20 protein-coding genes are annotated in these 17,481 nt (G+C 72.0%); 12 read left to right on the top strand and 8 right to left on the bottom strand.

What is annotated here, in order from left to right; genetic code table 11:
• Positions 1–12: 12 nt before the first annotated feature.
• From AB0B01_RS20580 to AB0B01_RS20570, 3 genes are read right to left on the bottom strand one after another with little or no spacing between them, the layout of a single operon-like run.
• A complete protein-coding gene (locus tag AB0B01_RS20580) occupies positions 13–1,734 on the bottom strand; it encodes an urease subunit alpha (protein ID WP_361720782.1) in 1,722 nt (573 codons plus the stop codon).
• Complete coding sequence (locus AB0B01_RS20575) at positions 1,727–2,038, bottom strand: urease subunit beta (RefSeq protein ID WP_361720779.1); 312 nt, start codon at positions 2,036–2,038, stop codon at positions 1,727–1,729. Before AB0B01_RS20575 ends, AB0B01_RS20580 begins: the two co-directional genes overlap by 8 nt.
• A gap of 15 nt (positions 2,039–2,053) precedes the next feature.
• Positions 2,054–2,356: an urease subunit gamma gene (locus AB0B01_RS20570; RefSeq protein WP_361720776.1), complete on the bottom strand. Its 303-nt coding sequence runs from the start codon at positions 2,354–2,356 to the stop codon at positions 2,054–2,056.
• A gap of 309 nt (positions 2,357–2,665) precedes the next feature.
• Here AB0B01_RS20570 and AB0B01_RS20565 point away from each other — a divergent pair, with 309 nt between their 5' ends.
• On the top strand, positions 2,666–3,055 hold the full coding sequence (locus tag AB0B01_RS20565) for a VOC family protein (RefSeq protein ID WP_361720773.1): 390 nt from the start codon (positions 2,666–2,668) through the stop codon (positions 3,053–3,055).
• A gap of 7 nt (positions 3,056–3,062) precedes the next feature.
• On the opposite strand, the gene AB0B01_RS20560 is transcribed toward AB0B01_RS20565, so the two are convergent.
• Positions 3,063–3,518: an ATP-binding protein gene (locus AB0B01_RS20560; RefSeq protein ID WP_361720770.1), complete on the bottom strand. Its 456-nt coding sequence runs from the start codon at positions 3,516–3,518 to the stop codon at positions 3,063–3,065.
• Positions 3,519–3,715: 197 nt separating this feature from the next.
• Here AB0B01_RS20560 and AB0B01_RS20555 point away from each other — a divergent pair, with 197 nt between their 5' ends.
• The gene (locus AB0B01_RS20555; protein WP_361720767.1) at positions 3,716–4,600 is read left to right on the top strand and encodes a helix-turn-helix transcriptional regulator; all 885 of its coding nucleotides are present in this window, start codon (positions 3,716–3,718) and stop codon (positions 4,598–4,600) included.
• 12 nt (positions 4,601–4,612) lie between these two features.
• Positions 4,613–4,834 (top strand): DUF397 domain-containing protein, encoded by a 222-nt coding sequence (locus AB0B01_RS20550; protein ID WP_361720764.1) that lies wholly within the window; start codon positions 4,613–4,615, stop codon positions 4,832–4,834.
• A 4-nt stretch (positions 4,835–4,838) separates the two neighbouring features.
• On the opposite strand, the gene AB0B01_RS20545 is transcribed toward AB0B01_RS20550, so the two are convergent.
• Positions 4,839–6,011, bottom strand: a complete 1,173-nt coding sequence (locus tag AB0B01_RS20545; protein ID WP_361720761.1) for an 8-amino-7-oxononanoate synthase — start codon at positions 6,009–6,011, stop codon at positions 4,839–4,841.
• 156 nt (positions 6,012–6,167) lie between these two features.
• Between AB0B01_RS20545 and bioB the strand changes: the two genes are divergently transcribed.
• The 4 genes from bioB (at position 6,168) to AB0B01_RS20525 (ending at position 10,290) form a co-directional block, all read left to right on the top strand.
• Positions 6,168–7,379 (top strand): biotin synthase BioB, encoded by a 1,212-nt coding sequence (gene bioB / locus AB0B01_RS20540; protein WP_361720758.1) that lies wholly within the window; start codon positions 6,168–6,170, stop codon positions 7,377–7,379.
• The gene (locus AB0B01_RS20535; protein ID WP_361720755.1) at positions 7,372–8,712 is read left to right on the top strand and encodes an adenosylmethionine--8-amino-7-oxononanoate transaminase; all 1,341 of its coding nucleotides are present in this window, start codon (positions 7,372–7,374) and stop codon (positions 8,710–8,712) included. Before bioB ends, AB0B01_RS20535 begins: the two co-directional genes overlap by 8 nt.
• 1 nt (position 8,713) lies before the next feature.
• On the top strand, positions 8,714–9,433 hold the full coding sequence (gene bioD, locus AB0B01_RS20530) for a dethiobiotin synthase (RefSeq protein WP_361720752.1): 720 nt from the start codon (positions 8,714–8,716) through the stop codon (positions 9,431–9,433).
• 206 nt (positions 9,434–9,639) lie between these two features.
• Positions 9,640–10,290, top strand: a complete 651-nt coding sequence (locus AB0B01_RS20525; RefSeq protein ID WP_361720750.1) for a class I SAM-dependent methyltransferase — start codon at positions 9,640–9,642, stop codon at positions 10,288–10,290.
• Here AB0B01_RS20525 and AB0B01_RS20520 read toward each other — a convergent pair.
• Entirely contained in the window at positions 10,280–10,714 is a 435-nt protein-coding gene (locus tag AB0B01_RS20520; RefSeq protein WP_361720747.1) for a GNAT family N-acetyltransferase, read from the bottom strand. The two genes, AB0B01_RS20525 and AB0B01_RS20520, sit on opposite strands and share 11 nt — an antisense overlap.
• A 241-nt stretch (positions 10,715–10,955) precedes the next feature.
• On the opposite strand from AB0B01_RS20520, the gene AB0B01_RS20515 reads away from it, so the two are divergent.
• The 5 genes from AB0B01_RS20515 to mug all read left to right on the top strand — a co-directional run bounded on the left by AB0B01_RS20515 (position 10,956) and on the right by mug (position 16,230).
• Entirely contained in the window at positions 10,956–12,296 is a 1,341-nt protein-coding gene (locus tag AB0B01_RS20515; protein WP_361720744.1) for a hemolysin family protein, read from the top strand.
• Complete coding sequence (locus AB0B01_RS20510; RefSeq protein WP_361720741.1) at positions 12,293–13,318, top strand: hemolysin family protein; 1,026 nt, start codon at positions 12,293–12,295, stop codon at positions 13,316–13,318. Before AB0B01_RS20515 ends, AB0B01_RS20510 begins: the two co-directional genes overlap by 4 nt.
• A 70-nt stretch (positions 13,319–13,388) precedes the next feature.
• The gene (locus tag AB0B01_RS20505; protein WP_361720738.1) at positions 13,389–14,180 is read left to right on the top strand and encodes an SGNH/GDSL hydrolase family protein; all 792 of its coding nucleotides are present in this window, start codon (positions 13,389–13,391) and stop codon (positions 14,178–14,180) included.
• A gap of 71 nt (positions 14,181–14,251) precedes the next feature.
• Positions 14,252–15,685: an adenylosuccinate lyase gene (purB, locus tag AB0B01_RS20500; RefSeq protein ID WP_361720735.1), complete on the top strand. Its 1,434-nt coding sequence runs from the start codon at positions 14,252–14,254 to the stop codon at positions 15,683–15,685.
• Entirely contained in the window at positions 15,682–16,230 is a 549-nt protein-coding gene (gene mug / locus AB0B01_RS20495; protein WP_361720869.1) for a G/U mismatch-specific DNA glycosylase, read from the top strand. Before purB ends, mug begins: the two co-directional genes overlap by 4 nt.
• A 3-nt stretch (positions 16,231–16,233) precedes the next feature.
• Here mug and AB0B01_RS20490 read toward each other — a convergent pair whose 3' ends face one another.
• Together AB0B01_RS20490 and AB0B01_RS20485 are read right to left on the bottom strand one after the other, a co-directional pair.
• Positions 16,234–16,665, bottom strand: a complete 432-nt coding sequence (locus AB0B01_RS20490; RefSeq protein ID WP_361720733.1) for a hypothetical protein — start codon at positions 16,663–16,665, stop codon at positions 16,234–16,236.
• Positions 16,666–16,705: 40 nt separating this feature from the next.
• The gene (locus tag AB0B01_RS20485; protein ID WP_361720730.1) at positions 16,706–17,455 is read right to left on the bottom strand and encodes an ABC transporter permease; all 750 of its coding nucleotides are present in this window, start codon (positions 17,453–17,455) and stop codon (positions 16,706–16,708) included.
• Positions 17,456–17,481 lie beyond the last annotated feature (26 nt).

Genomic DNA, 17,481 nt, shown 5'->3' with positions numbered 1-17,481 from the left:
GGGCCGTCCTCATCAGAAGAGGAAGTATCTCTGCGCCATGGGCAGTTCCACCGCGGGCGCCGGCTCGACGGCCTCCCCGTCGATGGTGACGGTGAAGGTGTCGGCGTCGACCTCGACCCTCGGCATGGCGTCGTTGTTGCGCATGTCCGTCTTGCCCACCTTGCGGGTGTTCTCGATGGCCACGAACTCCTTGCCGAGTCCGAGCCGTTCCGGGAGGTGGTCGTCGAGCGCGGCCTGGGCGGTGAAGTTGACCGAGTTCAGCCCGGGGGCCCGGCCGCGGCTGCCGAACATGGGCCGGGGCAGTACCGGCTGCGGGGTGGGGATGGAGGCGTTGGCGTCGCCCATCTGCGCGTAGGCGATCTGGCCGCCCTTGATGACGGCCTCGGGCTTGACCCCGAAGAAGGCCGGGGTCCAGAGCACGAGGTCGGCGAGCTTGCCGGTCTCGACCGAGCCGATCTCCCGGGCGAGTCCCTGGGCCACGGCCGGGTTGATCGTGTACTTGGCGACGTAGCGGCGGGCGCGGTGGTTGTCCGCGGGGCCGTCGCCGGGCAGGAAGCCGCGCCGCTTCTTCATCACGTGGGCGGTCTGCCAGGTGCGCAGCACGACCTCACCGACACGGCCCATGGCCTGGGCGTCGGAGGAGATGATGGAGATGGCCCCGAGGTCGTGCAGGACGTCCTCGGCGGCGATGGTGGACGGCCGGATCCGCGACTCGGCGAAGGCGAGGTCCTCGGGGACGGCCGGATTGAGGTGGTGGCAGACCATCAGCATGTCGAGGTGTTCCTCGATGGTGTTGACGGTGTGCGGGCGGGTCGGGTTGGTGGAGCTGGGCAGGATGTTCGGCTCGGAGACCACGGTGATGATGTCGGGGGCGTGCCCGCCGCCCGCACCCTCGGTGTGGTACGAGTGGATGGTCCGCCCGCCGATCGCGGCGAGGGTGTCGCCGACGAATCCGGCCTCGTTGAGGGTGTCGGTGTGGATGGCGACCTGTGCGCCGGTCTCCTCGCAGACGTCGAGGCAGGCGTCGATGACGGCGGGGGTGGCCCCCCAGTCTTCGTGGATCTTGAAGCCGAGTGCGCCGCCGCGCAGCTGGGAGTGCATTGCCTCGCGGGACATGGTGTTGCCCTTGCCGAGGAGCCCGATGTTGACGGGGTGGGACTCCAGGGCGGCGAACATCCGGGCGAGGTGCCAGGGTCCGGGGGTGACGGTGGTGGCCTTGGTGCCCTCGGCGGGGCCGGTGCCGCCGCCGACGAGGGTGGTGATCCCGGAGGCCAGGGCTTCGTCGATGACGGTCGGGGAGATGAAGTGGACGTGGGCGTCGATGGCGCCCGCCGTGAGGATCTTCCCGTTGCCCGCGATGATCTCGGTCTCCGGGCCGATCACGAGGCGGGGGTCCACCCCGTCCATGGTGTCGGGGTTGCCGGCCTTGCCGATGCCGCAGATCCGGCCGTCCCGGATTCCGATGTCGGCCTTGACGATGCCCCAGTGGTCGAGCACGACGACTCCGGTGATCACCGTGTCGGGTGCGCCCTCGGCGCGGGTGGTGCGGGCCTGGCCCATGGACTCCCGGATCACCTTGCCGCCGCCGAAGACGGCTTCGTCGCCGGAGCGTCCGGGTCCGCCGCTGAGGTCCTCCTCGATCTCGACGAAGAGGTCGGTGTCGGCCAGTCTGATCCGGTCGCCCGTGGTGGGCCCGAAGAGGTCGGCGTAGGCCTGCCTGTTCAGCTCAGCCATCGAGCGGCCCCCCGGTCTCCCCGCGCAGTCCGGGTACGGTGCGCAGCCCGGCCAGGGGTACGAGCTCCACGGCGACCGGAATGCCCGGCTCGAAGCGGACGGCGGTCCCGGCGGCGATGTTGAGCCGGAGCCCGTGCGCGGCGGCGCGGTCGAAGTCGAGACCGGGGTTGGCCTCGGCGAAGTGGTAGTGGGAGCCGACCTGGACGGGCCGGTCGGCGGCGTTGAGCACGGTGAGGCGGGTGACGGGGCGGCCCTCGTTGAGGCGCACCGGGCCGTCCCCGTAGGCGATTTCGCCGGGGATCATGGGAGGCGCTCCTCTTCAGACGATCGGGGCGTGGACGGTGACGAGCTTGGTGCCGTCCGGGAAGGTCGCCTCGACCTGGACGTCGTGGATCATCTCGGGAACCCCCTCCATCACCTCGGCCCGGCCGAGGACGGTGCGGCCGGAGGCCATGAGCTCGGCCACCGTCCGTCCGTCGCGGGCCCCTTCGAGGATGTGCGACGTGATCAGGGCCACCGCCTCGGGGTGGTTGAGGAGGACCCCGCGCGCCTTGCGCCGCTCCGCCACGTCGGCGGCGACGTGGATGAGCAGTCTTTCCTGCTCGTGCGGTGTCAGTTGCACTCGTATCACCAAGCTTCCAGGACAAGATCAACTCTGCGCGCCGGGCCGACACTAGCGGCCTTCAACACTCTGTTGACCTGCACATATCCGAGCCAAGCGTGTCTTGCCCAACGCAGGGAAAGGCTTTCCGTCCCGAGCACCGCCGCTTTGCCGACGGATGGGTGATCATTGACGGAAGGCCGTGGCCGACACGGTAGGGCCCGCGCTTTTCCGTCGCGTTAACCCACGTTTCGTCAGGGCACCCGGTTCAACTCCGGGCCGCCTCCGCAGCCGGTTCCGTATACGGGCCGGCCCCTTCAGAGGAGAGGTATGTTTCTCAACCCTGTCCGGCACATCACGTTCGACGCCCTGGAGCCGTACAAGGTCGCCACCTTCTGGTCCGCGGTGACCGGCTTCCCGATCCGCCCGGACGACCTGGCGGACGACGACGAGATCCTGCTGGAGCCGGGGCAGCCCGGTGTGCCGGGTCTGCTGTTCATCCGGGTGCCCGACGGCAAGACGGTGAAGAACCGGGTCCACTTGGACATCCAGCCGCCCACCGGAACCCGCGACGAGACCGTCGAGCGGCTGATCGGGCTCGGGGCGAAGCTCGTGGACGACCGGCGCAACGAGGACGGCACCGGCTGGGCGGTACTGGCCGACCCCGAGGGCAACGAACTGTGCATCGAGCGCAGCGCGGTGGAGCGGGGCCTGGTCTGAGCGGTGTTCAACAGCCGGTGGCGCTCGGCGCCGGGGTGTCCGCGCCGACCGGCCAGGGCAGGGCGATCCACACCGTCTTCCCGCCGTCCTCGGTCGGACTGACGGAGAGCCGGCCGCCCGCCTCGGCCGTGAGCCAGCGGATGATGACCATGCCCCGGCCGTTGTCCTGCTGCACGGCGGCCGGGAGCCGCCTGGGCCAGCGGGGGTGGCTGTCGGTCACACCGACGCGCAGCCATTCCCCGCGCTCCAGTCGGACGTCCACGGTGAAGGTGGGCGACTGGCCGAAGGTGTGCTGCACGGCGTTGGTGGCGAGCTCGGAGACGATCAGCCGGACGCTGTCGGCGGTTTCGGCTTCGTCGGGCAGCCCCCATTCGCCCAGCACGTCCGCGACGTAGCGGCGGGCGGCGGCGACCGAGGCGGGATCGCTCGGCAGAGTGACGGATGCTTCCTGGTGATCTGCCATGGAGACGGTCCCTTTCCCACCGGGGCGGATCCGCCCCGGATCTGTGCTGGACGCCAGAGTGCCACCCATCGTCCCGTCCGGGCTGCCGTTACCCCAAGATATGCATATATCTGTCGCTCAATGCGGTGAACTCTGCTACGGAAGAGCCTATTTGGGCGGCAGACTGGTGCGGTCTGTGCCGGTGGAAGGAGGCGGGTATGCAGCACGGTCCCGCGGTGCGTCGGCGCAAGCTCGGCGAGGAACTGCGCGCCCTGCGCGACCGTACCGGACTCACCAGTGGTGAGGCGGCCCGGATCGTCGGGTGGCACCAGTCGAAAATCAGCCGCATCGAGACGGGGCGCAGTGGCGTCAAACCGGAGGACATCCGGCTGCTCCTCGATGTGTACGCGGAGGTGGTGAGCCCCGAGCAGCGGGCGCTGTTGGAGGCCCTGTCGGCCTCGGCCGCGGGTCCCGGGCCGGGCGAGGAGACCGGGCGCGGGCGCCAGTGGTGGCACGACTACCGGGGGCTGCTGCCCCAGGAATACCGGGACTTCATCAGCCTCGAAGCAGGTGCCCGCTCCGCCCGTACCGTGGAACTCTCCGTGGTCCCGGGCCTGTTGCAGACCGCTGAGTACGCGCGGGCGGTGACCCGGGCCGCGCTGGGCGGGCTGCCGGAGCCGAAGGTGGACGCGCTGGTCGACGTACGGATGGCGCGGCAGTCGGTGCTGCGGGCCGATCCCCCGCTGGAGCTGAGCGCCGTCCTTGACGAGGCGGTGCTGCGCCGGCAGATCGGCGGGCCGGGGGTGATGGCGGCGCAGCTGAGGCATCTGGTGCAGGTGGGGCGGCTGCCCCAAGTGAGGCTCCAGGTGCTGCCGTTCAGCGTGGGGGGTCATCTCGGCCTGACCGGACCGTTCGTTATTTTCTCATTTCCGAACATCGCCGATCTGGATGTGGTGGTACTCGACCATTTGACGAGTAGCCTCTATCTGGAGCGGAAGGAAGACCTTGAGGCGTACAGCGCCGCGTTCCGCACCATCCAGGCGCACGCCCTCCCGCCCCAGGACTCGTCGGATCTCATCAGCGCACTCGCTGACGACGCGTAAGGAGGCACTCCCGTGTCCGCAACCCCCCTCTCCACGAGCGGACTTCTGATCAGCGCGCGGTGGCGGCGAAGCAGCCGCAGTACCGGAATGAACAACTGCGTGGAAGCGGCCGTCCTCGGCGACGGCCTGCTGGCCGTCCGCGACTCCAAGCGGGCGGACGGCCCGGCCGTGCTCTTCACCGGGCCGGCCTGGGACGGCTTCCTCGCATCCGTACGGGCGGACCTGCCCGCCTGACGCCCTAGAGGTCCACGGCTGCGGCCGGGGCGGTCGCAAGGATCGTCTCGACGGCCCGGCTGATCTCGTCCCCCGTGAGATCGGCCCGAGCGGTCAGCCGCAACCGGGAGATGCCGTCCGGCACCGACGGCGGACGGAAGCATCCCACGGACAGACCTGCCTCGCGGCAGTCGGCGGCCCAGCGCAGTGCCGCCGAAGCCGACGGGGCCCGTACCGACACCACGGCCGCGTCCGGCCTGGCCGCGGTCAGGCCGGACGCGGTGAGCCGCCCGTAGAGCCGGTCGGCCACCTCGCGGGCCCGTCCGGCCCGCTCCGGTTCCCGCACGAGCAGGCGCAGGCTCGCCAGCGCCGCGCCCGCCGCGGCCGGGGCCAGCCCCGTGTCGAAGATGAAGGTCCGGGCGGTGTTGACCAGGTGGCGGATCACCTTGGCCGGACCGAGTACGGCTCCGCCCTGGCTGCCCAGGGACTTCGAGAGCGTCAGCGTGGCGACCACCCCGGGTGCGCCCGCGAGCCCCGCCGCGTGCAGCGCGCCCCGGCCGCCCTCGCCGAGGACACCGAGCCCGTGGGCGTCGTCGACGACCAGGGCCGCGCCCTCGTCCCGGCAGGCCGCCGCGTAGCCGGCGAGCGGGGCGGCGTCCCCGTCCACGGAGAAGACCGAGTCGCTGACCAGCAGCGCCCGGCCGTCGTGCATGCCGAGCGTCTTGCGCGCGGCCTCCGGATCGGCGTGCGGGATCACGGCCGTCTCCGCCCGGGACAGCCGGCAGCCGTCGACGATCGACGCGTGGTTTCCGGCGTCGGAGACGACGAGAGTGCCCCGGTCGCTGAGCGCGGTGACGGCGGCGAGGTTCGCCGCGTACCCGGAGGACAGCACGAGCGCGGCCTCGAAACCGCAGAAGGCGGCGAGCTCGCGCTCAAGCTCCGCATGAAGCTCGGTCGTGCCCGTCACGAGACGCGAGCCGGTGGCCCCGGCGCCCCAGCGCTCCGCCGCGTCCCGCGCACCGCGCACGGTCTCGGGGTGCCGGGAGAGCCCGAGGTAGTCGTTGCTCGCCAGGTCCAGGAGCGGTGAGGAGGCCGGGCGCGGACGCAGGGTCCGGACCAGTCCGGCCTGCTCACGGGCCCGCTCCGCGCCGTCGATCCAGGCGAAGACGTCGGCGGGTTCGGGGTGGGGCTGGGGCATCGGCGGGTCCTCGCGTTTTGTCGGCTGTCCACAGACCTGCCTGACCCTAGTGGGCGGGACTTGAGTGTCAGATGTGGCGATCCACACACTCCGTTCCGGCCATGTTGTGCGATCTCTCCTTGGCCGGGAGTGGTCGTGTGGTCCAGGATCGGCGTCATGGACCTGCTGAACACCCTGGTGGACAAGGGGCTGCGGCGCGAGCTGCCGACCCGCGAAGAGGCGCTTGCCGTTCTGGCGACCTCCGACGATGAACTGCTCGACGTGGTGGCCGCGGCCGGCAAGGTGCGCCGCCAGTGGTTCGGACGTCGGGTCAAGCTGAACTACCTGGTCAACCTGAAGTCCGGGCTGTGCCCGGAGGACTGCTCCTACTGTTCCCAGCGGCTGGGCTCGAAGGCCGAGATCCTCAAGTACACGTGGCTCAAGCCGGAGGAGGCCTCCCAGGCCGCCGCGGCCGGAGTCGCCGGTGGCGCCAAGCGGGTGTGCCTGGTGGCGAGCGGGCGCGGCCCGACGGACCGGGACGTGGAACGGGTCGGCAAGACCATCGAGGCGATCAAGGAGGAGAACGAGGGCATCGAGGTGTGCGCGTGCCTCGGTCTGCTCTCGGACGGCCAGGCGGAGCGTCTGAAGGACGCGGGCGCCGATGCCTACAACCACAACCTCAACACGTCCGAGGCGACGTACGGTCAGATCACCAAGACCCACACCTACGCCGACCGTGTCGACACCGTGCAGAAGGCGCACGCCGCCGGCCTGTCCGCCTGCTCCGGTCTGATCGCGGGCATGGGCGAGAGCGACGAGGACCTGGTGGACGTCGTCTACGCGCTGCGCGAGCTCGACTCGGACTCGGTGCCGGTCAACTTCCTGATCCCCTTCGAGGGCACCCCGCTGGCCAAGGAGTGGAACCTCACCCCCCAGCGCTGCCTGCGGATCCTCGCGATGGTCCGCTTCGTCTGCCCCGACGTGGAGGTCCGGATCGCCGGCGGCCGCGAGGTGCACCTGCGCTCGATGCAGCCGCTCGCGCTGCACGTGGCCAACTCCATCTTCCTCGGCGACTACCTCACCAGTGAGGGCCAGGCCGGCCAGGCCGACCTGGACATGATCGCGGACGCCGGCTTCGAGGTGGAGGGCGCCGGCACGACGACCCTGCCCGCACACCGCTCCGACGCGGCGGTCCCGGCCCACGGGCCGTGCGGCTCCTCGGCGGCGGAGGCCGGCTGCGGCTCGGCCTGCGGCGGCTGCTCGGGCCACGACCACGAGCCCGTGGCCGCCCGGGCGGCGCAGGGGCAGGCCCCGGCGGGCGAGGTCCGCCCCGATCTGGTGGCCGTGCGCCGCCGCGGCGCGGGAACGGATCTCGCCCCCAATGCCTGATCCGCACCACCCCTTCACCCCCGGACCGCACCACCCCCCGCTGCCGGCCGCAGAACTGCTCGCGCTGGACCGGCAGCACGTCTGGCACCCGTACGGGCCGATGCCGGGGCGGCAGGAGCCGCTGGTCGTCTCCTCCGCCTCGGGGGTGCGGCTGCGGCTCGGTGAGCCTTCGCAGGGTCAGGACGAGCTGGTCGACGGCATGTCGTCGTGGTGGTCGGCGATCCACGGCTACAACCACCCGGCCCTGAACGAGGCGGCGACCGACCAGCTCGGGCGCATGTCACACGTGATGTTCGGCGGGCTCACCCATGAGCCGGCCGTCCGGCTGGCCGCGAAACTGGTCGAGATCACCCCGCCCGGCCTGGAGCACGTCTTCCTCGCCGACTCGGGGTCGGTCTCGGTCGAGGTCGCCGTCAAGATGTGCCTCCAGTACTGGCGCTCCATCGGCCGCCCGGCCAAGACCCGCCTGCTGACCTGGCGCGGCGGGTACCACGGGGACACCTGGCAGCCGATGGCCGTGTGCGACCCCGAGGGCGGCATGCACGAGCTGTGGTCGGGCGTCCTGCCGCGCCAGCTCTTCGCGGACGCGCCGCCGAGCGGCTTCGGCACGCCGGTGGACCCGGCGTACGTCGCGCACCTGCGCTCCCTGTTCGCGGCGCACGCGGACGAGGTGGCCGCGGTCATCGTGGAACCGGTGGTCCAGGGCGCGGGCGGCATGCGCTTCCACAACCCCGGGTACCTGCGCGTCCTGCGCGAACTGTGCGACGAGTTCGACGTGCTGCTCGTCCTGGACGAGATCGCGACGGGCTTCGGACGCACCGGCGCGCTGTTCGCGGCGGACCATGCGGGGATCACCCCGGACGTGATGTGCCTGGGCAAGTCCCTGACGGGCGGCTACCTCACCCTGGCGGCCACCCTCTGCACGGAGCGGGTGGCGGCCGGCATCTCGCAGGGCGAGGTGCCGGTCCTGGCCCACGGGCCGACCTTCATGGGCAACCCGCTGGCCACGGCCGTGGCGCTGGCCTCGATCGACCTGCTCCTCGGCCAGGACTGGCCGCGCGAGATCAAGCGCATCGAGGCGGGCCTGCTGGAGGGCCTGGCCCCGGCCCGGGAACTGCCGGGTGTCCGGGACGTCCGGGTGCTGGGCGCGATCGGCGTGGTCCAGCTGACGCACGAGGTCGACATGGCCGCGGCCACCCGGGCGGCGGTCCGGGAGGGCGTCTGGCTGCGCCCCTTCCGGGACCTCGTCTACACGATGCCGCCGTTCGTCACGGGTGACGCCGACGTGGCGCGGATCTGCCGGGCCGTGTGCGCGGCGGCGGAGGAGGGCTGACATGGCCGTACTCATGGTCTCGGGCACCGGCACGGAGATCGGCAAGACGGTGGTCACCTCGGCCGTCGCCGCGGCCGCGGTGGCCGCGGGCCGGTCGGTGGCGGTGCTCAAGCCCGCCCAGACGGGCGTGGGCCCGGCGGAACCGGGCGACGCGGCCGAAGCGGTCCGCCTGGCGGGTCCTTCGGTGACCGCCCTGGAACTCGCTCGCTACCCGGAGCCGTTGGCCCCGGACACGGCGGCCCGCCGCTCCGGACTGCCCCCGGTCTCCCCGGCCGCCGTCGCCGAGGCCGCGAACCGGCTCGCCGCCTCGCACGACCTGGTCCTGGTGGAGGGCGCCGGGGGCCTCCTGGTCCGCTTCGACGAGGCGGGCCACACCCTGGCGGACGCAGCCCGGCTGCTGGACGCCCCGGTCCTGGTGGTCGCCCCGGCGGCCCTCGGAACCCTCAACTCCACCACCCTGACCACCGAAGCCCTGCGCGCCCGCGGCCTGGAACCGCTGGGTGTGGTCATCGGCAGCTGGCCGGCGGAGCCGGACCTGGCCTGCCGCTGCAACCTGGAGGACCTCCCGTCCAGCGCGGGGGTCCCGCTCCTGGGTGCGGTCCCGGAGTCCTCGGGCAGCCTCCCGCCGGCGGTCTTCCGCACGGCGGCCCCCGGCTGGCTGGCCCCGACCCTGTCGGGCACGTGGTCGGCGTCCGCCTTCCAGACCGCCTGGCAGCCCTGACGCAGCCTGCTTCGGAGGGGACCGCTCCCGGTCCCCTCCGGAGCCGACGCGGAGAAAGCCGACCCGAGGAAGCCGGCCCGGAGAAGCCGACCCGGGGAAGCGGCCCGAGGAAGCCGATCCGACGGGGCCGGCACCAGCCCCCGGCTGCCGGGGATGCAAGTGCTCCGCGCGGGGAGACTCAACGTAGTCGTCCCCCGGGAGCCCCCATGCCGCCGCGCACCCATCACCCCGTCTTCGCCCGCCTCTACGCCCGAGCGAGCGCCGCCGCCGAACGGCACGCCACCCTCCCCGCCCTCCGCGAGGAGCTCCTGCACGGAGTGAGCGGTCGCGTCATCGAGATCGGTGCGGGCAACGGCCTCAGCTTCGCCCACTACCCGCGCGCCGTCTCCGAGGTGGTCGCCGTCGAACCGGAGCCCCTGCTGCGCCGGCTCGCGGCCGACGCCGCCCTGCGGTCCGAGGTACCCGTCGACGTCGTGCCCGGCTCCGCCGAAGCCCTTCCCGTCAAGAGCGATGCCTTCGACACCGCCGTGGCCTCGCTGGTGCTGTGCTCCGTACGGGACCTGCACCGCTCCCTCTCGGAGCTCCACCGGGTGCTCCGCCCTGACGCCGAGCTCCGCTTCTTCGAGCACGGCCGCGCCCCGACCCGCGGGATGGCCGGGGTCCAGCGCGCCCTGGACCGGACCGTGTGGCCCCACCTCTTCGGCGGGTGCCACACCGCGCGCGACCCGCTCGCCGCGATCGAGGCGGCCGGCTTCCGGATCGTCTCCTGCCGCAGCTTCCGGCTGCCCGCCCGCGGACCGGCCTTCCCCACCTCGTACTGCGTCATCGGCTCGGCCCGCCGCCCCTTCAGGCCCTGAACGCCTCCAGCGGCTTGACCCACCGCGTCCAGTGGTCCTCGGGGTGGTACCCGCCCGCGCTCCACGCTCCGTGGGCCTGCTCGTTCCGGTCGAGCACCATCGCGTCCGCACGGCGGCCGCCCAGCGCCGCGAACCGCTCCTCCGCGGCGGCGAGCAGCGCCGTCCCGATGCCCCGGCGCCGGTGCCCCGGGTGCACGGCGAGCCGGTACAGGTGGCAGCGCCATCCGTCGAACCCGGCGATCACTGTGCCGACCAGTTCGCCGTCGCGCCGGGCGAGCAGCAGGGCCTGCGGGTCGCGGGCGTACAACCGCTCGACCCCGGGAAGGTCGTCGCTGATACTCGTCCCCTCGGCCGCGGTCTTCCAGAAGTTCAGCACGGTGGTGAGGTCGGCGGCCGACGCAGGCCCGATATGAAGATCGCTCATGTCCGGATCCCACCATCGGCGGGTGCTCCGCCAAAAGAATGATCCGCTCTCTTTGCCCGTCCTTTACCCTAGGGGGAAGCGGCTCCCCGGATCCCTTTCGGGGCCGAGCCGAGGCCTCCGACGAAAGGTGTGAGCCTCCGCCCATGGGCGAGCCTCCCGGTACCCCCGACCACCGATCCGGCACCCGATACCGCGCGGCAGCCGGCCGCCGGGCTGATCATGGGACGGAGGTGACCGGACGATGACCGAAGTGCTCCTGCTCGCCGTGGCGCTGCTGCTGTGCCTTGCCTGCGGCGCCTTCGTGGCGGCCGAGTTCTCGCTGACCACCGTCGAGCGCAGCGAGCTGGAGAGAGCCGTCGAGCGCGGTGAGCGCGGGGCGGAGAGCGCCCTGGCCGCCGTCCGCAGCCTGACGTTCCAGCTGTCCGGGGCCCAGCTCGGCATCACCGTGACCGGCCTGGTCATCGGAATGATCTCCAAGCCTTCGATCGCCGCCCTGCTCCAGGGCCCGTTCGAGGCCATGGGCCTGTCCCCGGGCGCCGCCTCCTCCACCGCCCTGATCCTGGGCACGGTGCTGTCGACCGTGGTCCTGATGGTCGTCGGCGAGCTGGTGCCGAAGAACTGGGCGATCTCCTCCCCGCTCGCCGTCGCCAAACGCGTGGCGACGATGCAGCGCGTCTTCAGCCGGGCCTTCAAGCCGTTCATCAGCCATCTGAACACCACCGCGAACCACATGGTCCGCCGGTTCGGCATGGAGCCGGCCGAGGAGCTGGCCTCCGCCCGCACCCCGCAGGAGCTGGTGGCCCTGGCCCGTCACTCCGCGAAGGCGGGCGCACTGGAGAAGGACACCGCCGAGCTGTTCGTGCGGACCTTGAACCTGGCCGACCTGACCGCGGAGAACGTGATGACCCCGCGCGTCCAGGTCACCGCCCTGGACGTGCAGACCACCGCCGAGGACGTGGCGAACGCGACGCTCGCGACCGGGCTGTCGCGCTTCCCCGTCTACCGCGGCACCCTCGACGAAGTCGTCGGCACCGTCCACATCAAGGACGTCCTCGCCCTGCCCGCCGAGCAGCGGCGCCTCCACCCGGTCTCCCGGCTGCTGCGCCCGCCGCTCCTCGTGCCCGAGTCCCTGACCGTGGACCGGCTGCTGGACCGGTTGTCCGGCAAGCAGACGATGGCCGTGGTCATCGACGAGTACGGCGGCACGGCCGGGGTGGCCACCCTGGAGGACATCGTGGAGGAAGTCGTCGGGGAGGTGCGCGACGAGCACGACCCGCACGAGACCCCCGACCTGGCTCCCGCCGGTACGGATGCCGCCGGGCGCGTGCTCTACTCCGCCGACGGCGCCGCCCGCACCGATCAGCTGCGGCAGATCGGGCTGCGGGTGCCGGACGGGCCGTACGAGACCCTCGCCGGGCTGATGGCGACCGAGCTGGGCCGGATCCCGGCCGTCGGCGACACCCTTGAGCTGGACGGCTGGCAGCTGGACGTGGTGGACGCCACCGGGCGCCGCGCCGCGCGAGTACTGCTGCACATGCCGGCCGCGCCCCCGCACCCCGTGGACGAGGAGGGGGCCCGATGACGGTCCTGCAACTGCTGATCGGCCTGGCGACCCTGGTCGTGAACGCCTTCTTCGTCGGCGCCGAATTCGCCTTGATCTCGGTCCGGCGCAGCCAGGTCGAGCCCTACGCCGAGCACGGCGACCGGCGGGCGCGCTCCGTGCTGTGGGGCCTGGAGCACGTGTCGGCGCTGATGGCGGCCGCGCAGCTGGGCATCACGCTGTGCACCCTGGTGCTCGGCGTCGTGGCCGAACCGGCCATCGCGCACCTGCTCACCCCGCTGTTCGACCTGGTCGGCGTGCCCTCGGGGGTGACGCACGCGATCTCCTTCGTGGTGGCGCTGGCCCTCGCGACGTACCTGCACATGCTCTTCGGCGAGATGCTGCCGAAGAACGTGGCCCTGTCCGAGCCGGTGCGCACCGCGCTGCTGCTGGGACCACCGCTGGTGACCCTGGCGCGGGCGCTGCGGCCGGTGATCTTCGCGATCAACGCCTTCGCCAACACCCTGCTGCGCCTGTTGCGCGTGGAGGCCAAGAGCGAGGTGTCGGCCACCTTCTCGGACGACGAGCTGGCCCGGATCGTGAAGGACTCCAGCGCAGCGGGGCTGATCGACGACCGGGCGAGCGAGCGGCTGCACGACGCCCTGGAGCTGGGCCGGCGGCCGGTCAAGGACGTGGTGCTGCCCTCGGTGCGGGTCGTCGTGGCACGGGAGGGCATCACGCCGGCAGGGCTGGAGCGCCTGTCGGCGGAGTCCGGCTACTCCCGCTTCCCCGTGATCGACGGGCAGCACCGGATCCTCGGCTACCTGCACATCAAGGACGCCCTGGATGCGAACGGGCCCGAGCGCGACCAGCCGTTCCCGGTGTCCGCGCTGCGCCAGATCGCCCAGGTGCGGGCGGAAACCCCGCTGGACGACGTACTGACCGCGATGCGGCGCAGCCGGACGCACCTCGCGGCGGTCCTGGGGCCGGCCGGTGTGATGACGGGCCTGGTGACGATGGAGGACGTGCTGCGCGAGCTGTTCGGCAGGCCCGCCTCGGCCTGAGCCTCCCCGCCCGAGCACTGCGGACCCGGCCTGCCAGGACGGCAATACCTCGCGGTAACATCGCTGCCCCATGGAAATGAATGCCTCCTACACCAGCTTCGTCGCGGTCGGCGACTCCTTCACCGAGGGCATGTCCGACCTGCTGCCCGACGGCTCCTACCGGGGCTGGGCCGATGTGCTGGCCGCCAGGCTGGCCGCGCGCGAGCCCGGCTTCCGCTACGCGAACCTCGCGGTCCGCGGCAAGCTGATCGGGCAGATCGCCGAGGAGCAGGTGCCGGTGGCGGCAGCGATGCGCGCCGATGTGGTCACGCTGGTGGGCGGGCTGAACGACGCGCTGCGGCCCAAGGTCGACATGGGGCGGGTCCGCGGGCACCTGGAGAAGGCCGTCAGCCTGCTGGCCCCGTCCTGCGGGACGCTGGTGCTGATGCGTTCGGCGGGACGCAACGGGCCGGTGATGGAACGCTTCCGGCCGCGCATGGAAGAGCTCTTCGCCATGGTCGAGGAGCTCGCCGCGCGGCACGGAGCGCGGGTGGTGGACCTGTACGGGGCCGACGTCCTCGGTGACCCCCGCATGTGGGACGTGGACCGGCTGCACCTGACGGCCGAGGGGCATCGACGGGTGGCGGAGGCGGTCTGGCAGGCGCTGGGCCTGCCGCCCGAGGAGGACTGGCGGGCCGCGCTCGCACCCGCCGTGGCGCCGGGTTGGGCGGTGCGCCGCTCCCAGGACCTGAGCTTCGCGCGGCAGCACCTGCTGCCCTGGATCGGCCGCCGGCTGACGGGCCGCTCCTCCGGGGACGGCCGTCCGGCCAAGCGCCCGAAGCTGCTGCCGTACGAAGCGAGTGCGAGCGAGCCGCTCTCGTAGCAAGGCACAATCGGAGCCGGGGTCCCTACCTGCGTAAACACACAGCGGCGGCCCAAGTAGAATCCCTACACGTGACAGCCAAGCCCCGCATCCCCAATGTCCTGGCCGGCCGCTACGCCTCCGCGGAGCTCGCCGTCCTGTGGTCCCCCGAGTACAAGGTGACGCTGGAGCGGCGGCTGTGGCTCGCCGTCCTGCGCGCCCAGAAGGACCTCGGCATCGAGGTCCCGGACGACGCCCTCGCCGACTACGAGCGCGTCCTGGAGACGGTCGACCTTGCCTCCATCGCCGAGCGCGAGAAGGTCACCCGGCACGACGTGAAGGCCCGCATCGAGGAGTTCAACGCCCTCGCCGGCCACGAGCACGTCCACAAGGGCATGACCTCGCGCGACCTCACCGAGAACGTCGAGCAGCTCCAGATCCGGCTCTCGCTGGAGCTGGCCCGCGACCGCACCGTTGCCGTCCTCGCCCGCCTGGGCAAGCTGGCCGGCGAGCACGCCGAGCTGGTCATGGCCGGCCGCTCCCACAACGTCGCCGCGCAGGCGACCACCCTGGGCAAGCGCTTCGCCACCGCCGCCGACGAGCTGCTGGTCGCCTACGACCGCCTGGAGGACCTGCTCGGCCGCTACCCGCTGCGCGGGATCAAGGGCCCGGTCGGCACCGCGCAGGACATGCTCGACCTGCTGGGCGGCGACGCCGCGAAGCTCGCCGAGCTGGAGCAGCGCATCGCCGCCCACCTCGGCTTCGCCCAGGCCTTCACCTCGGTCGGCCAGGTCTACCCGCGCTCCCTCGACTACGACGTGGTCACCGCCCTGGTGCAGCTGGCCGCCGCCCCGTCCTCGATCGCGAAGACCATCCGCCTGATGGCCGGCCACGAGCTGGTCACCGAGGGCTTCAAGCCCGGGCAGGTCGGCTCCTCCGCGATGCCGCACAAGATGAACACCCGCTCCTGCGAGCGCGTGAACGGCCTGATGGTCATCCTGCGCGGCTACGCCTCGATGACCGGCGAGCTCGCCGGCGACCAGTGGAACGAGGGTGACGTGTCCTGCTCGGTGGTCCGCCGGGTCGCCCTGCCGGACGCGTTCTTCGCCTTCGACGGCCTGCTGGAGACCTTCCTGACGGTCCTCGACGAGTTCGGCGCCTTCCCGGCGGTCGTGGCCCGTGAACTGGACCGATACCTCCCCTTCCTCGCCACCACCAAGGTGCTGATGGGTGCGGTGCGTGCGGGTGTGGGCCGCGAGGCCGCCCACGAGGTCATCAAGGAGCACGCGGTGGCCTCGGCCCTCGCCATGCGCGAGCAGGGTGCCGAGCGCAACGAGCTGCTGGACAAGCTGGCCGCCGACGAGCGGATGCCTCTGGACCGTGCCCAGCTCGACGCCCTGATGGCCGACAAGCTGTCCTTCACGGGCGCGGCGGGTGACCAGGTCACCGCCGTGGTCTCCCGTATCGAGGCCATCGCCAAGCAGCACCCGGAGGCCGCCGGGTACACGCCGGGGTCGATCCTCTGACCCCCGACGAGCTTGCCGCCGCCCGTGACCGCGTCATCCCGGACGTGGTCGCGGGCGGTCTGCGCGTGCTGTTCTGCGGGATCAACCCGGGTCTCCTCTCCGCCGCGACGGGCCACCATTTCGCCCGCCCCGGCAACCGCTTCTGGCCCGTCCTGCACCTCTCCGGCTTCACCCCACGCCGCCTCGCCCCCGCCGAGCAGGAAGAACTGCTCCACTACCGCCTCGGCATCACCAACGTCGTCGCCCGTGCCACGGCTCGCGCCGACGAGCTGAGCGCCGAGGAGTTCCGCGAGGGCGGGCGCATCCTGACCGCCAAGGTGGAACTCCTGCGCCCCCAGTGGCTGGCCGTCGTCGGAGTCACCGCCTACCGCACCGCCTTCGGCGAACGCAGAGCGCAGATCGGCCCCCAGGACCGCACGATCGGCTCCACCCGCATCTGGGCCCTGCCCAACCCCAGCGGCCTCAACGCCCACTGGACCGCGGAGTCCATGGCCCAGGAGTACGCCCGCCTCCGCGCCGCGGCGGAGTCATCCACCGAGCCGTAGGGCCTACGGCGGGTCGATCACGGTCACCGCGGCCATCAGCTGCGGTGAGTGGTCGGTCCCCCAGCGGGCCTCGTAGACCGCGACCCAGCGGTCGCCGACCCGCCAGAGGCACAGGTGTCCGCCGGTGTCAGCGATCTCCTGCCACGGCTGTGCCGCCTCCTCCTGCATCCTGAGCCGCAGACCGGCGAGGCTGAACCGGTGCGGTTCTCCCCACCGCTCCTCCAGCCGGTGGGTGAGCGCCTCGTACTCGGCGGCCACCTGTTCCTCGTGGACCACCCGGTCGGCGGCGTCCTCGTCCCCGTACCACCGGCTCCCGCCCAGCTCGGCGAGGTGGTACCCGGGTCCGCTGACACCCACGTCGGACCTGCCCCGGACATCGGGGAAATCGCGCGTCCGGAGCCGGTCGATCGTGTCGAGATGCTCTGCCGTGGTCATGTCGTCAGTATTCCGGTGGCCACTGACAACTGGCCCTGCGTCATACGTCCCGTCGCCGCACCGCCACCCAGCCGCCGGTCAGGGCGGCCGCCGCCCACAGCGCCATCACGCCGAGCCCGCTCCAGGGGCCGAGATCGCCGAACATCTCCATGCGCATCACCATCTGACCGGCCCGGTCGGGCAGGAACTGGGCCACGCCCGCGGCCTTCGCGCCGATGATGAAGGAGACCATCAGGATGAAGGGTATGAGCAGGCTCAGTACCGCCGTCGCGCTGCGCAGCACGGCCGTGAGTCCGGCCGCGAACAGGGACATGAGCGTGAGGTACAGACCGCAGCCGACGATGGAGCGGTAGGTGCCCGGGCTGCCCAGCTCCAGGGTGTACGGGCCCATGAAGGCCTGGCCCGCGACGAAGGTGACCAGCCCGGTGATCTGGCCCGTCACGAGGGCAAGTCCGGCGATGACGGCCATCTTCGACAGGTAGAAGCGGGTGCGGTTCGGCACTGCGGCGAGCGAAGTGCGCAGGGCGCCGTTGTGGAACTCGGCGGACAGTGCCGTCGCGCCGAACGCGATGGCGGCGATCTGGCCGAAGTTGAGGCCGTAGTAGGCCGCCAGAAGCGGGTCGTCACCCATACTGCCGGCCTCGGCGTCGCCTATGAGCGCGGCCGTCAGGGTCTGGATTCCCGCGGTGGCGACGAGGATCGCCGTCAGCGCCCCGAGGGTGGAGCGCAGGGACCGTATCTTGATCCATTCCGAGTGCAGGACGGGGACGGTGGGCAGAGCGCTGCTCATGGCATGGCCTCCTAGGGCGCAGGTAA

This window comes from Streptomyces sp. NPDC044571, assembly GCF_040647115.1.
Taxonomy (GTDB): Bacteria; Actinomycetota; Actinomycetes; order Streptomycetales; family Streptomycetaceae; genus Streptomyces.
Note: the sequence above shows the minus strand (reverse complement) of the source record. Positions and strands in the feature narration are given on the sequence as shown.

Bases quoted from the DNA above. Each gene is read 5' to 3' on its own strand.
- AB0B01_RS20525 (WP_361720750.1), top strand. From the start codon at position 9,640: ATGCCGCCGCGCACCCATCACCCCGTCTTCGCCCGCCTCTACGCCCGA.
- AB0B01_RS20535 (WP_361720755.1), top strand. From the start codon at position 7,372: ATGCCTGATCCGCACCACCCCTTCACCCCCGGACCGCACCACCCCCCG.
- AB0B01_RS20520 (WP_361720747.1), bottom strand. From the start codon at position 10,714: ATGAGCGATCTTCATATCGGGCCTGCGTCGGCCGCCGACCTCACCACC.
- AB0B01_RS20575 (WP_361720779.1), bottom strand. From the start codon at position 2,038: ATGATCCCCGGCGAAATCGCCTACGGGGACGGCCCGGTGCGCCTCAAC.
- AB0B01_RS20515 (WP_361720744.1), top strand. From the start codon at position 10,956: ATGACCGAAGTGCTCCTGCTCGCCGTGGCGCTGCTGCTGTGCCTTGCC.
- AB0B01_RS20545 (WP_361720761.1), bottom strand. From the start codon at position 6,011: ATGCCCCAGCCCCACCCCGAACCCGCCGACGTCTTCGCCTGGATCGAC.
- bioD (WP_361720752.1), top strand. From the start codon at position 8,714: ATGGCCGTACTCATGGTCTCGGGCACCGGCACGGAGATCGGCAAGACG.
- AB0B01_RS20565 (WP_361720773.1), top strand. From the start codon at position 2,666: ATGTTTCTCAACCCTGTCCGGCACATCACGTTCGACGCCCTGGAGCCG.
- AB0B01_RS20580 (WP_361720782.1), bottom strand. From the start codon at position 1,734: ATGGCTGAGCTGAACAGGCAGGCCTACGCCGACCTCTTCGGGCCCACC.
- bioB (WP_361720758.1), top strand. From the start codon at position 6,168: ATGGACCTGCTGAACACCCTGGTGGACAAGGGGCTGCGGCGCGAGCTG.
- AB0B01_RS20485 (WP_361720730.1), bottom strand. From the start codon at position 17,455: ATGAGCAGCGCTCTGCCCACCGTCCCCGTCCTGCACTCGGAATGGATC.
- AB0B01_RS20490 (WP_361720733.1), bottom strand. From the start codon at position 16,665: ATGACCACGGCAGAGCATCTCGACACGATCGACCGGCTCCGGACGCGC.
- AB0B01_RS20510 (WP_361720741.1), top strand. From the start codon at position 12,293: ATGACGGTCCTGCAACTGCTGATCGGCCTGGCGACCCTGGTCGTGAAC.
- AB0B01_RS20555 (WP_361720767.1), top strand. From the start codon at position 3,716: ATGCAGCACGGTCCCGCGGTGCGTCGGCGCAAGCTCGGCGAGGAACTG.
- AB0B01_RS20505 (WP_361720738.1), top strand. From the start codon at position 13,389: ATGGAAATGAATGCCTCCTACACCAGCTTCGTCGCGGTCGGCGACTCC.
- AB0B01_RS20560 (WP_361720770.1), bottom strand. From the start codon at position 3,518: ATGGCAGATCACCAGGAAGCATCCGTCACTCTGCCGAGCGATCCCGCC.